The organism is Streptomyces drozdowiczii, from assembly GCF_026167665.1.
GTDB lineage: Bacteria > Actinomycetota > Actinomycetes > Streptomycetales > Streptomycetaceae > Streptomyces > Streptomyces drozdowiczii_A.
In genome coordinates this window covers 6,175,415-6,189,816 of the sequence record NZ_CP098740.1, presented here as the reverse complement: position 1 = coordinate 6,189,816, position 14,402 = coordinate 6,175,415, and the positions used below count along the sequence as shown (strand labels likewise).

10 protein-coding genes are annotated in these 14,402 nt (G+C 73.8%); 9 read left to right on the top strand and 1 reads right to left on the bottom strand.

Features of this window, described 5'->3' with window-relative positions; all coding sequences use genetic code 11:
- The first annotated feature begins 146 nt into the window (after nt 1-146).
- The 3 genes from NEH16_RS28185 to NEH16_RS28175 are packed head-to-tail and all read left to right on the top strand — an operon-like array spanning nt 147 to nt 2,937.
- Nucleotides 147-1,019, top strand: a complete 873-nt coding sequence (locus tag NEH16_RS28185; protein WP_265545744.1) for a hypothetical protein — start codon at nt 147-149, stop codon at nt 1,017-1,019.
- The gene (gene fahA / locus NEH16_RS28180) at nt 1,016-2,248 is read left to right on the top strand and encodes a fumarylacetoacetase (protein ID WP_265545741.1); all 1,233 of its coding nucleotides are present in this window, start codon (nt 1,016-1,018) and stop codon (nt 2,246-2,248) included. The genes NEH16_RS28185 and fahA overlap by 4 nt, the downstream gene beginning before the upstream one ends.
- The gene (locus tag NEH16_RS28175; protein ID WP_265545740.1) at nt 2,245-2,937 is read left to right on the top strand and encodes an IclR family transcriptional regulator; all 693 of its coding nucleotides are present in this window, start codon (nt 2,245-2,247) and stop codon (nt 2,935-2,937) included. The genes fahA and NEH16_RS28175 overlap by 4 nt, the downstream gene beginning before the upstream one ends.
- Nucleotides 2,938-2,974: 37 nt before the next feature.
- Here the strand turns inward: NEH16_RS28175 and NEH16_RS28170 are convergent, their stop codons facing one another.
- Nucleotides 2,975-4,159: a cellulose-binding domain-containing protein gene (locus NEH16_RS28170; RefSeq protein WP_265545738.1), complete on the bottom strand. Its 1,185-nt coding sequence runs from the start codon at nt 4,157-4,159 to the stop codon at nt 2,975-2,977.
- A gap of 360 nt (nt 4,160-4,519) precedes the next feature.
- Here NEH16_RS28170 and NEH16_RS28165 point away from each other — a divergent pair, with 360 nt between their 5' ends.
- From NEH16_RS28165 to NEH16_RS28140, 6 genes are all read left to right on the top strand, one after another.
- Nucleotides 4,520-5,503 carry a polysaccharide deacetylase family protein gene (locus NEH16_RS28165; protein ID WP_265545737.1) on the top strand — a complete coding sequence of 328 codons (984 nt, stop codon included), beginning with the start codon at nt 4,520-4,522 and terminating at the stop codon, nt 5,501-5,503.
- Nucleotides 5,504-5,639: 136 nt separating this feature from the next.
- Nucleotides 5,640-6,386, top strand: a complete 747-nt coding sequence (locus NEH16_RS28160; RefSeq protein WP_265545736.1) for a GntR family transcriptional regulator — start codon at nt 5,640-5,642, stop codon at nt 6,384-6,386.
- 82 nt (nt 6,387-6,468) lie between these two features.
- On the top strand, nt 6,469-8,124 hold the full coding sequence (locus NEH16_RS28155) for a purine-cytosine permease family protein (protein ID WP_265545735.1): 1,656 nt from the start codon (nt 6,469-6,471) through the stop codon (nt 8,122-8,124).
- Nucleotides 8,125-8,154: 30 nt separating this feature from the next.
- Nucleotides 8,155-11,736, top strand: coding sequence for an urea carboxylase (gene uca, locus NEH16_RS28150; RefSeq protein ID WP_265545733.1), 3,582 nt, complete (start codon nt 8,155-8,157; stop codon nt 11,734-11,736).
- Nucleotides 11,733-13,448, top strand: a complete 1,716-nt coding sequence (atzF, locus tag NEH16_RS28145) for an allophanate hydrolase (RefSeq protein WP_265545731.1) — start codon at nt 11,733-11,735, stop codon at nt 13,446-13,448. The genes uca and atzF overlap by 4 nt, the downstream gene beginning before the upstream one ends.
- Before the next feature lie 139 nt (nt 13,449-13,587).
- Nucleotides 13,588-14,346, top strand: a complete 759-nt coding sequence (locus tag NEH16_RS28140) for a triphosphoribosyl-dephospho-CoA synthase (protein ID WP_265545729.1) — start codon at nt 13,588-13,590, stop codon at nt 14,344-14,346.
- Nucleotides 14,347-14,402 lie beyond the last annotated feature (56 nt).

The following is a 14,402-nucleotide window of genomic DNA, read 5'->3' as shown; positions in this document are numbered from 1 at the left end:
GAATCGAAGGATGACGCATTCACGTCAATGAGTTGGCCTAGACCATTGCGCATTCTTGAAGATCCCACCGGATCTCCGCGAGCCCGGTGACCGATATCGGAACAGGTACCGTCCGTATTACGGGTCTCTCGGCTAGGGTGTCGCGCGTGTCCTTCCCTCTCGCCTTCCGTCATCTCGTGGACGACGCCGCGGTCTTCCCGCCCGGCCTGGCTCCGCTGCCGCGTGCCGTGACCGAGCACGCCGGGCATCTCGCCTCCGGCCACGCCGAACTCGTCGGTCCGTTCGTGATCGGCGCCGACCGGCTCGGCGAACTGGCGGGGCTGGCCGAGCCCCGGCTGTTCCCCGGCGGACTGCGGGTGAGCGTGGTGGCCGGGCCGGCCGCGCTCCCGGCGGTCCCGGCCGCCTTCGCGGGGAGCGACCGGCTCGTGCCGGCGGCCGTCGAGTTCAAGACGGACCCGGCCCTGCCGCTCGGGCCCCAGATCGAGGAGCTGGCCGCGCTCGGCCTCCCCGGCACGGTGTACGTGGAGGTGCCGCGCCCCGGTACGCCGGAGTGGGAGCAGGCGCTCGCGGCGGCGGCACGCCACGGCTTCCGGCTGAAGTTCCGCACCGGCGGGACCGAGGCGGCGGCGTTCCCCACCGAGGACGAGGTGGCGGCGTGGATCCACGGGGCCGTCGCCGCCGGGGCCGCCTTCAAGTGCACGGCCGGGCTGCACCACGCGGTCCGGCACACCGCCGCCGCCACCGGCTTCGAGCACCACGGCTACCTCAACGTGCTCCTGGCGACGGCCCGGGCCCGCGCCGGGGCGCCCCTGTCCGAGGTCCGCGCGGCCCTCGCCGAGCGCGACCCGGAGGCGCTGGCCCGTGCCGTGAGGGCGCTCCCGGCCACCGAGGCCGCCGCCGCGCGGGAGGCGTTCGTCTCGTACGGGTCGTGCAGCGTGCTCGAACCGCTGGAGGACCTGACCGCTCTGGGCCTGCTCGGCCCCGCGACCGACAACGATTCCGAAGGACTTCACGCATGAGCACCCACCCCGTCACCTGGGTCGAGGCCGCGGCCGGCAGCGCGTACGACGTCGACAACCTCCCGTACGCCGTCTTCTCCACCGAGGACACCGCCCCGCGCATCGGCGTCCGCATCGGCGACCACGTCCTGGACCTGGGCGCCGCCGCCACCGCCCTGCGCCCCGACCTGGCGCCGCTGCTCGACGCGCCCGCGCTCAACCCGCTGATGGCCGCGGGCGCGACGGTGTGGGCCGAAGTCCGCTCCTGGGCCACCGAATTGCTCACCGACACCGCGCACCGCGACCGCGTCCGCCTCGTACCGCTGGCCGATGTGACGTTGCACCTGCCGTTCGAGGTCGGGGACTACGTCGACTACTACGCGTCCGTGGACCACGCCACCAACGTCGGACGGATCTTCCGGCCCGACGGGGACGCCCTGATGCCCAACTGGCGCCACCTGCCGGTCGCTTACCACGGCCGCGCGGGGTCCATCGTCGTCTCGGGCACCCCGGTGCACCGCCCCGCCGGACAGCGCAAGGCCCCCGCCGACCCGGCGCCCACCTTCGGCCCGTCGCTGCGCCTGGACATCGAGGCCGAACTCGGCTTCGTCGTCGGGCGTACGGTCCCGCTCGGGCAGCGCGTCGCGACCTCCGAGTTCACCGAGACCGTGTTCGGCGTCACCGGCGTCAACGACTGGTCCTCGCGCGACATCCAGGCGTGGGAGTACGTCCCGCTGGGCCCCAACCTCGGCAAGTCCTTCGCCACCAGCATCAGCGCCTGGGTTACCCCGCTCGCCGCCCTCGAACACGCCCGCACCGAACTCCCCAGCCAGGAACCCGCCGTACTGCCCTACCTGCGCGAGGAGGGCCCGTCGGGCTACGACATCGACGTGGAGGTCGAGGTCAACGGCACGGTGGTGGCACGCCCGCCGTACGCGTCCATGTACTGGTCGCCCGCGCAGATGCTGGCCCACCTCACGGTCAACGGCGCCTCGCTGCGGGTCGGCGACTTCTACGCCTCGGGCACCATCTCGGGCCCCGAGAAACACCAGCGCGGCTCGTTCCTCGAACTGTCCTGGGGCGGCAAGGAGACCTGGACGGCGGGCGGCGAGGAGCGCACCTTCCTGGAGGACGGCGACGAGGTCGTCCTGCGCTACTCGGCTCCGGGCGCGCGGGGGCGCATCGGCCTGGGCGAGGTCCGTGGCAGGATCCTCCCCACCATCCGGCCGCTCCCCGAAGAGGTGGAATGACACCGTCGAACGACTCCGAGAGCGGCGGCTCGCAGACCCTGGAGCGCGGACTCGCCCTCCTGGTCGAACTGGGCCGCCACCCTCAGGGGCTGACGACCAGTCAGCTGTCGGCCGCGACGGGTTTCCACCGCTCGATCGCGCACCGCCTGCTCGTCTCGCTCCACCGGACGGGGTTCGCCGCACGCGACGACAGCGGCCGCTACACCGTGGGCCCGGCCGTGACCGGGCTCCTCGGCGGCTCCGTCCCCAGCCTGCGGACCGTCGCGGAGCCCGTCCTGCACCGCCTCGCCCGCCGCCTGGACGCCACCGCGAGCCTGGTCGAGGCGGTCGGCACCGCCGCCGTCACCACGGTGGTGGCCGAACCGCCGACGGACGGCCCCCTGTTCTGGTACCGCAAGGGCAGCCGCGACCCCCTGGACCACGGCTCCGGCGGCCTCGCCGCCCTGGCCTCCGGTCCCCCGCGCGCCGCCGAACCGCCCCGCGTCCAGGCGATCCGCGAGACCGGTTACGTCATCACCCACAGCGAGGTCAACATCGGCGCCCACGGCATCGCGGCCCCGCTGCCGGGCTGGCCGGTCCGGGCCGCGATCAACGTGGTCACCTCCGACCCCGACCTCGCGGACCGGGCCGTCCCGCACGTCCTGGAGGCCGCCGCCGCGATCGGCACGCCGGGCGACCACCTCGGGTGAACGGCGTACCGGCCGGGGTGGCCGGTACGCCCGCCCGTCAGCAGCCGATCGGCGCGGAGCCGACCGCCACGTCGTCGAACCACAGAGTGTCGTCGCCGACCCCGTAGCTCTCCCAGCCCAGCCGCAGGGCGGTGGGCCGGGGCGGGGTGGTCCGCGAGAGCCACTGGTCGTCCACGTCGCGCGTGGGGACGCCGTCGGCGTGCAGACCGGGCACCTGCTCGTCGCCCAGCCAGGTGTCGAGCCCCGGAGCCGTGGTGTCGACCTTGAAGCGCAGGCACTGCCAGCTGCCCGTCGGCAGGGGCCTGCTCAGCCCCACCCCGGTCGGGCTCTGCGCCGGGAGCGTCGCGTCGTCGCTCTCCCGGTTCCACTGGAGCGCCCCGTTCTGCCCGCCGATCCGCAGGGCCTTGCCGCCCTGGGAGCTGTCGGGCATCGACACGAAGGCGACGTGCGCCGCCGGGAGCGCCGTGGTGTGCCGCACCCACATGCGTACGTACAGCACGGGGCCGACCGTCGAGAGGTCGGCGGTGGAGGCCACGAAGGCGTGGTTGCAGTAGCCCGCCTTCCCGTCCAGTCGCAGCGAGCGCGTGCCGCTGTGCGCGGTCCCCGTGTCCACGGCCGCCGTTCCGGTGCCCTGGCAGTCGGGCGCGGTGAACCGCCAGTTCCCGGCCGGGGCCGGGCCGGCCTGGTCCTCGAAGTCGTCGCAGACGACCGCGTCACCGCAGTCGGCGGAGGGCGGGGTGGTGGGCGGCGGTGTCGTGGGAGGCGTGGTCGGGGGCGTGGTGTCCTCGCCGCCGCAGGAGACGCCATTGAGCGCGAAGTCCGTGGGCGCGGGGCCGCCCGACCGCGAGGTCCCCTGCACACCGAAGGAGACCGTACCGCCTTCGGCCACCGACCCGTTCCAGGCCGTGGCGACGGCGGTCACGGCGTGGCCGGACTGCGTGACGGTGGCGTTCCAGCCGGAGGTGACGTGCTGGTCGCCCACGTATGTCCAGGTCAGCCGCCAGTCGCTGAGCGCAGGGCCCTCGTTGGTGACGCTCACCTCGGCGGTGTAGCCGCCGGTCCACTCGTTGGCGGTGTAGTCGACCTGGCAGCCGGGCGCGGACTCCGCCGCCGCGGCCGGCCCGCCGACGGGCATGGCGACGAAGAGCGACAGGGCCAGCGCGACGGCGGAACCGGCCGCGGCCCGGGGTCTGCTCAGTAAGCGGCGGGGGTGGATGGGCATGTGCGCCTCCTCGGGGCGTGGGGAAGTCATATGGGAGCGCTCCCATGTATGACAGCGAGTTGACGGCACACTGTCAATACGTCGGTAGGTTGCGACTTCTGGCGCCCCGAAAGTTTCGGCGTACGATCCCCTGCCGCGACATCTGCACAGGCCGACCCGCCCCGGGGTGGCGGGGCGAATCACGCCGCACCCCCGCTGACATGCGCGACTGCGGTCCGGACCCGGCGCAGCACACGGCCGACGCTTTCGAAATACCTGCCGAAACTCTTGACAGCCACCGGAGGCGGCCCAAAAACTCCGTGCTCAGGCCCGGCCGCGCCGCCCGTGCGGCCGGACCTCCCCTCACCTGGAGGACAGTTCATGCGTCTCCGCTTCCACCGCCGCCCGGCCGCCCTGGCGGCGGGGCTCGTGCTCGCCTCGGCGGGTTCCCTGGGGCTGACCGCCACGGCGACCGCCCCGGCCCAGGCCGCCGCCTGCAACGGCTACGTGGGCCTGACCTTCGACGACGGCCCGTCCAACGACCACACCCCCGCCCTGCTCAACGCCCTCAGGCAGAACGGCCTGCGGGCCACCATGTTCAACGAGGGCCAGTTCGCCGCCTCGTACCCGGCGCAGGTGAAGGCCCAGGTGGACGCGGGCATGTGGGTCGGCAACCACAGCTACACCCACCCCCACCTCACCCAGCAGAGCCAGGCCCAGATCGACTCGGAGCTCTCCCGGACCCAGCAGGCCGTCGCGGCAGCCGGCGGCGGCACACCGAAACTGTTCCGGCCGCCGTACGGGGAGACCAACGCCACCCTCAAGGCCGTCGAGGCCAAGTACGGGCTCACCGAGGTGATCTGGGACGTCGACTCGCAGGACTGGAACGGGGCGAGCACCGACGCGATCGTCCAGGCCGTGTCGCGCCTCACCGACGGCCAGGTCATCCTGATGCACGAATGGCCCGCCAACACCCTGGCCGCCATCCCGCGCATCGCCCAGTCGCTGACCGCCCGGGGCCTGTGCTCCGGCATGATCTCGCCGCAGACCGGGCGCGCCGTCGCCCCCGACGGCAGCAGCGACGGCGGAGGGAACACCGGCGGCTGCACGGCGACCCTGTCCGCCGGCCAGCGCTGGGGCGACCGCTACAACCTCAACGTCGCGGTCTCCGGCGCCGGCAACTGGACCGTGACCATGAACCTCCCCTCCCCGGCGAAGATCCTCTCCACCTGGAACATCAGCGCCTCCTACCCCAGCGCCCAGGTGCTGACCGCCAAGCCCAACGGCAGCGGCAACAACTTCGGCGTCACCATCCAGTCCAACGGCAACTGGACCTGGCCGACGGTCTCCTGCGCGAAGGGCTGACCACCCGCCCCCATGGTGAAGCGCCCCGCGTACGGGGCGCTTTGCCGTGTGCCCGGGCCGCCGTGAGCTGCCCGAAACCAGTCGTTCACCCCGCCGTGGCCTCCGGCGAAACAACCGGTTCCTAGCGTCTCCGCCCATGGATGCGACGCTGGATACGACGCTGTATACGCCCTCGGACACGGCGCGGGTCACCGACGCGGAGCCCGCGCCCTCGCTCCGCGAGACGGTGTACGGACAGTTGCGCGCGGCCGTGCTCGACGGCGAGTTCGGGCCGCGCGAGCGGCTGGCCGAGACGCGGCTCGCCGCACGCTTCCGCGTGTCGAGGACGCCGGTGCGCGAGGCCCTGGCGCGCCTGCTCGCGGACGGCCTGATCGAGCGCGGCGACGGCGGCTTCTTCGTCACGATCCCCAACCTGGCCCAGCTGCGCGATCTCTACGAACTCCGGGTCACCCTGGAACTGCGCGGCATCGCCCGGGCGATCGACGACCCGTCCGTGCGGCACGATCCGGCCGTCCTCACGGCCGAGTTGGACCGCTGGTACGCCATGCGCGAGCGGCCCCCGGACCCCGACCCCCGCTTCGTCGTCCAGGACGAGCGCTTCCACGCCCAGCTCTCCCGTGCCTCCGGTAACCCGGCGCTGACGGACGCCCTGGTGGCCGTGGGCGAGCGCATCCGCCGGGTCCGGATGTACGACTTCCTCACCCCGGACCGGGTCGGCACCACCATCACCGAGCACATCGCGATCATGGAGGCCGTCCGCGACGGACGCCTCGCCGACGGCCACCGCGCCCTGCACGTCCATGTCGGCGACTCCATGGCCGTCGTGCTCGAACGGGCCCGGCGCGCCATGACGCAGATGGCCCTGCACGCCGACCGCATCTGAGACCCCGGCGGCCGACGACGTCCGCCCCCGCCCGTCCTCAGCACGGCCTTCCCTCCGCGCACCGCTCCCCGAGAGGCTGCCCATGAGTACGACCGAGTCACGCGCGACGTCCACCCCACCGACCACCACCGAGAGCCGGGCGACGAGCGAGACCCTGGAGGACTACACCCTCCGGTTCGCGCCCAGGAGTTACCGCCGCTGGACCCCCGCCGTCGTGGCCACCACCGCCCTGGGCGGCATCGCCTACATGGCCGACTTCTCGATCGGCGCGGGCATCGGCCTGGCCCACGGCACCGGGAACGCGCTGCTGGCGATCGCGGTGGCCGCCGTCGTCATCTTCGCCACCGGCTTCCCGCTGGCGTACTACGGCGCCCGGTACAACCTCGACCTGGACCTGATCACCCGTGGCTCCGGCTTCGGGTACTACGGCTCGGTCCTCACGAGTGTCATCTTCGCCAGCTTCACCTTCATCTTCTTCGCCCTCGAAGGCTCGATCATGGCGCAGGGCCTGAAACTGGGCCTCGGGCTGCCGCTCTGGCTCGGCTATCTCGTCTCGACGCTGATGGTCATTCCGCTGGTGATCTACGGAATGTCGGCGCTCAGCAAGCTCCAGGTGTGGACGACCCCGGTCTGGCTGCTGCTGATGGTCGGCCCGCTGGTCTATCTGGTCGCCACCGACCCCGGCACGGTCGACCGGTTCCTCTCGTACGCCGGAACGGACGGCCAGGGCGGCATCGACACCGCGTCCGTGCTCCTCGGTGCCGGCGTCTGTCTCTCGCTCATCGCGCAGATCGGCGAGCAGATCGACTACCTGCGCTTCATGCCGCCGAGGACCGAGGCCAACAAGCGCGGCTGGTGGACCGCCGTGGTCATGGCCGGACCCGGGTGGGTGGTGCTCGGCGCGCTCAAGCAGGCCATCGGGGTGTTCCTCGCCGTGTACATCATCGCGGAGGTCGGGGCCGACGCCGCGCCCGAGCCGATCCAGCAGTTCCGGGGCGCCTTCGACGCGATGCTGCCGTCCTGGCTGGTCGTGCCGCTGGCCGTGGTCCTGGTGGTCATCAGCCAGATCAAGATCAACGTCACCAACGCATACTCCGGCTCGCTCGCCTGGACCAACTCCTTCACCCGGGTCACCCGGCACTACCCGGGCCGGCTGGTGTTCGTCCTGGTCAACCTCGGCTTCGCGCTCGCGCTGATGGAGGCCGACATGTTCAGCTTCCTCAACGACATCCTCGGCTTCTACTCCAACTGCGCCATCGCCTGGATCGTCACCGTCGCCACCGACATCGGCGTCAACAAGTACCTGCTGCGCATCTCGCCGCTCCGGCCGGAGTTCCGCCGGGGCATGCTGTACGCGGTCAACCCCGTAGGCGTGATCGCCTTCACCGCCGCGTCCGGCCTGTCGATCGCGATGTACTTCCACGCCCTGGGCGACACCCTCCAGCCGTACTCCCCCGTCGCCGCCGCCGTCATCGCCTTCGTGCTGACGCCCCTGGTCGCGTACGTCACCAAGGGCCGGTACTACCTGCGCCGCACCGACGACGGCCTGGACGAGCCGATGCTCGACGCGGACGGCAACCCGAGCGCGGTGACCTACGACTGCCACGTCTGCCACCAGTCGTACGAACGCCCCGACCTCGCCGCCTGCGCCACCCATGACGCGGTCGTCTGCTCGCTCTGCCTGAGCACCGACGGCGTGGGTGACCACCTGCTGCCCGCACAGCCTCCGCTCGCCTGAACCCCGGCCCCGTACCCAGGAGTTGCCGTCATGTTCGACACCCTGCTCATCGCCAACCGCGGCGAGATCGCCTGCCGGGTCATCCGCAGCGCCGAAGCCCTCGGCCTGCGTACGGTGGCCGTGTACTCCGACGCCGACCGCACCGCCCCGCACGTCCGCCTCGCCGACGAGGCCGTGCGCCTCGGCCCCGCCCCCGCCGCCGAGAGCTATCTGCGGGCCGACGCGGTCCTGGAGGCCGCCCTCGCCACCGGGGCCGGGGCCGTCCATCCGGGGTACGGCTTCCTGTCCGAGAACGCGGAGTTCGCCGCCGCCGTGGAGAAGGCGGGCCTCGCGTTCGTCGGCCCCACGCCCGCCCAGCTGGAGGTGTTCGGCGCCAAGCACACGGCACGGGCCGCGGCGCTCGCGGCGGGCGTGCCGCTGCTGCCCGGCAGCGGGCTCCTCGCCGACGAGGAGGACGCCCTGCGCGCGGCGGAGCGGACCGGATACCCGGTGATGCTCAAGGCGACCGGCGGCGGAGGCGGCATCGGCATGCAGGCGTGTGCCGGGCCCGAGGAGCTGCGGGACGCCTTCGCCCGGGTGTCGCGGCTGGCCCGGGGCAGCTTCGCCGACGGCGGGGTCTTCCTGGAGCGTTACGTGGAGCGCGCCCGCCACGTCGAGGTGCAGGTCTTCGGGGACGGCGCCGGCTCCGTCGTGGTCCTCGGCGACCGCGACTGCTCCCTCCAGCGGCGCAACCAGAAGGTGCTGGAGGAGGCCCCCGCGCCGGACCTGCCGCCGCACCTGCGCTCCGTACTCCACACCGCCGCACGGGAGTTGTGTGCCTCGGTGGGCTACCGGTCGGCCGGGACCGTGGAGTTCGTGTACGACCCGGTGCGCGAGGAGGCGTATTTCCTGGAGGTCAACACCCGTCTCCAGGTGGAGCATCCGGTGACCGAGGAGATCCACGGCATCGATCTCGTCGCCTGGATGCTGCGACTGGCGCGCGGCGAGCGCGGGTTCCTCACGGAGCCGCCCGCCCGGGGCCACGCGGTCGAGGCGCGCGTCTACGCCGAGGACCCGGCCCGGGACCACCGCCCCAGCTCCGGCCTGCTGACCCGGGTCGCCTTCCCCGAGGGCGTACGGGTGGACGGCTGGGCGGAGACCGGGCAGCACGTCTCCACGGCGTACGACCCGATGCTCGCGAAGGTCGTCGCGACCGGCGACACCCGCGCGGAGGCGTTCGCCCGGCTGGCCGAGGCCCTGGACGGGACGGTGGTGGACGGGGTGGAGACCAATCTCGGGCTGCTGCGCGCCGCCTGCCGCGCACCGGTCGTGCTCGACGCCCGGCACACCACGGCGACCCTGGCCGGTCTGCGCGACCCGCGCCCCCGGATCGACGTGGAACGCGGGGGCGCGCAGACCACCGTGCAGGACTGGCCGGGGCGCACCGGCTACTGGGAGGTCGGCATCCCGCCGGGCGGCCCGATGGACGACCTCTCGTTCCGCCTCGGCAACACGGCCGTCGGCAACCCGGAGGGCGCCCCCGGCCTGGAATGCACACTGGAGGGGCCCGCGCTGCGCTTCTCCGCCCCGGCCACCGTCTGCGTCACCGGCGCCCCGGCCGCGGTCACCGTCGACGGGCTCCCCGCGCCCATGTGGGAGCCGGTCGAGCTCGCCGCCGGGCAGCTGCTCGACGTCGGCACCGCGCAGGGCCCCGGGATGCGCACCTACGTCCTGGTGCGCGGCGGTCTCGATGTCCCCGCCTACCTGGGCAGCGCGGCCACCTTCACCCTCGGTGCCTTCGGCGGCCACGCGGGCCGCGCCCTGCGGACCGGTGACGTGCTGCGGCCCGTCCGGCCCGGGAGCGATGCCCCGGCGCCCGCTCCCGTCCCGGCCGCCTCGCGTCCGCACTTCGCCGCGCACTGGCGCATCGCGGTCAGCGAAGGGCCGCACGCCGCACCGGACTTCCTCACCCGGGACGGCATCGGGACGGTGTACGGGACGCACTGGAAGGTCTCCGCGCAGTCGGCGCGCACAGGGGTGCGCCTCGTCGGCCCCCGCCCCGAGTGGGCCCGCCCGGACGGCGGCGAGGCGGGACTGCACCCGTCCAACGTGCACGACACCGCGTACTCGGTGGGCGCGGTCAACCTCACCGGCGACACCCCGGCGATCCTCGGCCCGGACGGGCCCAGCCTGGGCGGTTTCGCCTGCCCGGTCACCGTGGTGCGCGGCGAGCGGTGGAAGACCGGCCAGCTCCGGCCCGGCGACACCGTCCAGTTCGTCCCGGTCACCGAGCGGACCGCCGACGCGCTGCGCCGCACCCCGGCGCTGCTCACGCTCCCGGCGCCGGGCGGCCCGGACGGTGACGACGGCGTGCTCGGGCGCCGCCCCGCCACCGATGCCGCCCCCGAGGTCACCTACCGGCGGGGCGCCGACGACAACATCCTCGTCGAGTACGGCCCGATGACCCTCGACCTGGGCCTGCGGATGCGCGTCCACGCCCTCGCCGAGCACATACGGGCGCTTGCCCCGCGCGGACTGGTCGACGCCACTCCGGGCGTACGGTCGCTGCATCTGCACACCGATCCGGACGTGCTGCCCCTGCGCACCCTGCTCGGTCTGCTCCGGGAGGCCGAGGACCAGCTGCCGGCCACCGCCGAACTGCGGGTGCCCAGCCGGGAGGTGCACCTTCCGCTGTCCTGGGACGACCCGACCGTGGACGAGGCCATCGACCGCTATGCCGCATCGGTGCGCGGGGACGCCCCCTGGAATCCGTCCAACATCGAGTTCATCCGCCGTATCAACGGCCTGGCCGGCGTGGAGGACGTACGCCGTACGGTCTTCGACGCCCGCTATCTCGTCCTCGGCCTCGGCGACGTCTATCTCGGCGCGCCGGCCGCCACCCCGCTCGACCCGCGCCACCGCCTGGTGACCACCAAGTACAACCCGGCGCGCACCTGGACGGCGGAGGCGGGGGTGGGCATCGGCGGCTCGTACCTGTGCATCTACGGGATGGAGAGCCCCGGCGGCTATCAGCTCATCGGCCGGACGGTCCCGGTCTGGGGCGGCCTGCGCCCGCCCCGCTCCTTCGCCGACGGCACGCCCTGGCTGCTGCGGTTCTTCGACCGGATCGTCTGGCACCCGGTGGATCCGGCCGAACTCCTGGACATCCGGGGCGATCTCGCCTCCGGGCGCACCGCTCTCGACATCCGCCCGGGCGTCTTCTCGCTCGCCGAGCACGAGGCGTTCCTGCGGGAGAACGCGGCGGACATCGCCGCCTTCCGGCACCGCCAGTCCGCCGCCTTCGAGACCGAGCGGCGGGCCTGGGAGGCGGCGGGCGAGTTCGCCCCGCGCGCCGAGCCGGAGCCGGCCGCCGAAGCCACCGCCCCGCTCGCCCTCCCGCCGGGCTCGGGCCTGGTCGAGGCCCCGCTCAGCTCCACCGTATGGAAGGTGGAAGCCGGGCCCGGCACCCGAGTTGAGCCGGGACAGGCACTTCTGGTCCTGGAAGCCATGAAGATGGAGGTCGTGGTGCGCGCCCCCGCGCATGGCGTCGTCACCGACGTCCTCGTCACCCCCGGACAGCAGATCGACGCCGGCACTCCGCTGGCCGTCGTCGCACGAGAGGAAGCAGCGTGACCCAGAGCTGCACCGCACGCGTCACCGCCGCCTACCGCCGCATCGCCGAGACCGACCGGCCGGAGGTGTGGATCCTCCTGCGCCCGGAGGAGGAAGTCCTCGCCGAGGCCACCGCCCTGGACGCCCGGCTGGCCGCCGGGGAGCCGCTGCCGCTGGCGGGCGTCGTGTTCGCGGTCAAGGACAACATCGACGTGGCGGACCTGCCCACGACGGCCGGCTGCCCCGGCTTCGCGTACCACCCGGACGCCTCCGCGACGGCCGTGCAACGGCTGCTGGACGCGGGGGCGCTCCTGCTGGGCAAGACCAATCTGGACCAGTTCGCCACCGGTCTGGTCGGGACGCGGAGCCCGTACGGTGCCGTGCGCAACGCCCTGTTGCCCGAGAAGATCTCCGGCGGATCCAGCTCCGGTTCGGCGGTCGCCGTGGCCCTCGGCATCGTGGACATCGCGCTCGGCACCGACACGGCGGGCTCCGGTCGCGTCCCCGCCGCCCTGAACGGCATCGTCGGCATCAAGCCCACGCTGGGCATCGTGCCCACCACCGGCGTGATCCCCGCCGCCCGCTCCTACGACGCGGTCACGGTGTTCGCCCGCACCCTCACCGAGGCCCAGACGGCCGTGGGCTTCATGACGGGCGCGGACCGGCACGACCCGCGTAGTCGGACCTGGCCCGACGACGTCCGCCTGGCCGCCCCGGCGCGGCCCCGGATCGCGGTGCCCCGGGACGAAGACCTCGCCCCGCTGTCGCCAGGGGGGCGAGCGGCGTTCGCGGCGGCCGTCAAGCAGTTGGAGGCCGCCGGCGCCACCACCGCCGTGGTGGACGTGTCACCGCTGCTGGAGGCGGCCCGGCTGCTCTACGACGGGGCGCTGGTGGCCGAACGCTACGCGTCCGTCGGTGACTTCATCGCGGACAACCCGTCGGCGGCGGACCCCACGGTGGCCCGCATCATCCTCGCCGCCGCCTCTCTGCCCGCCCATGCGCTGGCCACCGACCAGGAACGGCTGGACCGGTACCGGGTGCACGCGGACGGTCTCCTGTCCGGTTACGACGCGCTGGTGCTGCCGACGACCACCGGGCACCCGGACATCGCCGAGGTGCTGGCCGATCCGGTGGTGCTCAACTCCCGGATGGGCACGTACACCAACTTCGTGAACCTCCTGGACATGGCGGCCGTCGCGGTCCCGGCCGGGGAGGCCGACGGCAGCCCGTTCGGCGTCAGCGTCATCACCCGCGCGTTCCGGGACCAGCCGGCCATCGACATCGCCGCCCTGCTCACCGGGGAACAGGCGCCGGGTCCCCTGCCGGACGGGGGCATCGACCTCGCCGTGTTCGGCGCCCACCTGACCGGGCAGCCGCTCAACCACCAGCTCACCGATTCCGGTGCCCGGTACGCCGGTGAGGTGACCACCGCCGCGTGCTACCGGCTCACGGCACTGGCGACGGCCCCGCCCAAGCCGGGCCTCGTCCGGGTGGGGCCGGGCGACGGCGCCGCGATCACGGGCGAACGCTGGACCCTCTCCCCCGCCGCCCTCGGGCGCTTCCTCGCCGCCCTCCCGGCGCCCATGTCCCTGGGCCGCGTCGAGGTGGCCGGGGGCAGCTGGGTCCTCGGCTTCCAGTGCGACCCGCACGCCGCGGCCGGGGGCACCGACATCACGGAGCACGGCGGCTGGCGCGCCTATCTGGAGGCGACCGGGGAGGCGACGACCGCCTGAGGTGCGCGGGTGCGGGGAGAAGGACCCACGCCGTAGGGACATTGGTCCCGGTTTGTCCCTGCGGCGGCGGGCATCACCCCGGGAGCCCGGCCCCGCGCCGGGCCCGTCCGAGCCCCGCCGCCCAGTGGAAGCGATACGCATGTCCTCTCAGCACCTGCCCCGGATCGACGCAGACGGCCTCGCGGACCTCGCCGTCGCGGCCTTCACCCGCGAGGTGTTCCTGACGCCCAAGCCGGGACTGCCGGACTGCCGCACCGCGCAGACCCCCGCCAACTCGGTGTTCTCCTCGCTCGTGGACGTCGGGGCACGGCTCCACGGCCCGTTGCGCGCGGCCGCCCAGGCCGGGCCGGACACCGGGAGGCTCGCCGCCGCCTGCCGCGCGGCCGAGAAGCTGCTGCCGCCCACCGCGTCCCCGCACGGCTTCGACCTGGCGGCCCGGGCGCTCTGCCTGCTGACGGCCGCCTGGGCGCAGGGCGCCGCCGACCCCCGGGACGCCTGCATGCGGGCCGTCGCCCTCGATGAGCGGGCGGGGCCGTCCGGCGGCTTCCGGGACCTCGGGACGACCGAGGTGGCGCTCTCCGCCGTGCGCGAGGCCCGGGCGCGGGGCCTCGCCGAGGAGACCGCCCAGCTCGACGCGCTGCTCACGCTGATGGCGGCCATGGACGACGAGCGGGTCGTACGCGACAAGGGGCCGCTGGCCCTGCGGATCGTCCGCGAGGACGCCGCCGCGGTCCTGGCCGCCGGGGGCGCCGGGATGCCCGAGGGGCGCCGGCGCCTGGCCGAGCTGGACGAGCAGCTGACCCGGTACGCGATCTGCCCGGCGACCAGCGGCGCGCTGCACACCGTGGTGCTCTTCCTGGACTCGGTGGACAGCCGGCCGCTCGCCGTCGCGGGCTGACACAGACCGGGCCGCCGCCACCCGGCGTACACCGAGTGGCGGCCCCGGTTCCCCGC

Excerpts from the sequence above, each read along its gene's own strand:
- fahA (WP_265545741.1), top strand. The coding sequence starts at position 1,016 with ATGAGCACCCACCCCGTCACCTGGGTCGAGGCCGCGGCCGGCAGCGCG.
- NEH16_RS28155 (WP_265545735.1), top strand. The coding sequence starts at position 6,469 with ATGAGTACGACCGAGTCACGCGCGACGTCCACCCCACCGACCACCACC.
- uca (WP_265545733.1), top strand. The coding sequence starts at position 8,155 with ATGTTCGACACCCTGCTCATCGCCAACCGCGGCGAGATCGCCTGCCGG.
- NEH16_RS28175 (WP_265545740.1), top strand. The coding sequence starts at position 2,245 with ATGACACCGTCGAACGACTCCGAGAGCGGCGGCTCGCAGACCCTGGAG.
- NEH16_RS28170 (WP_265545738.1), bottom strand. The coding sequence starts at position 4,159 with ATGCCCATCCACCCCCGCCGCTTACTGAGCAGACCCCGGGCCGCGGCC.
- NEH16_RS28165 (WP_265545737.1), top strand. The coding sequence starts at position 4,520 with ATGCGTCTCCGCTTCCACCGCCGCCCGGCCGCCCTGGCGGCGGGGCTC.
- NEH16_RS28160 (WP_265545736.1), top strand. The coding sequence starts at position 5,640 with ATGGATGCGACGCTGGATACGACGCTGTATACGCCCTCGGACACGGCG.
- NEH16_RS28140 (WP_265545729.1), top strand. The coding sequence starts at position 13,588 with ATGTCCTCTCAGCACCTGCCCCGGATCGACGCAGACGGCCTCGCGGAC.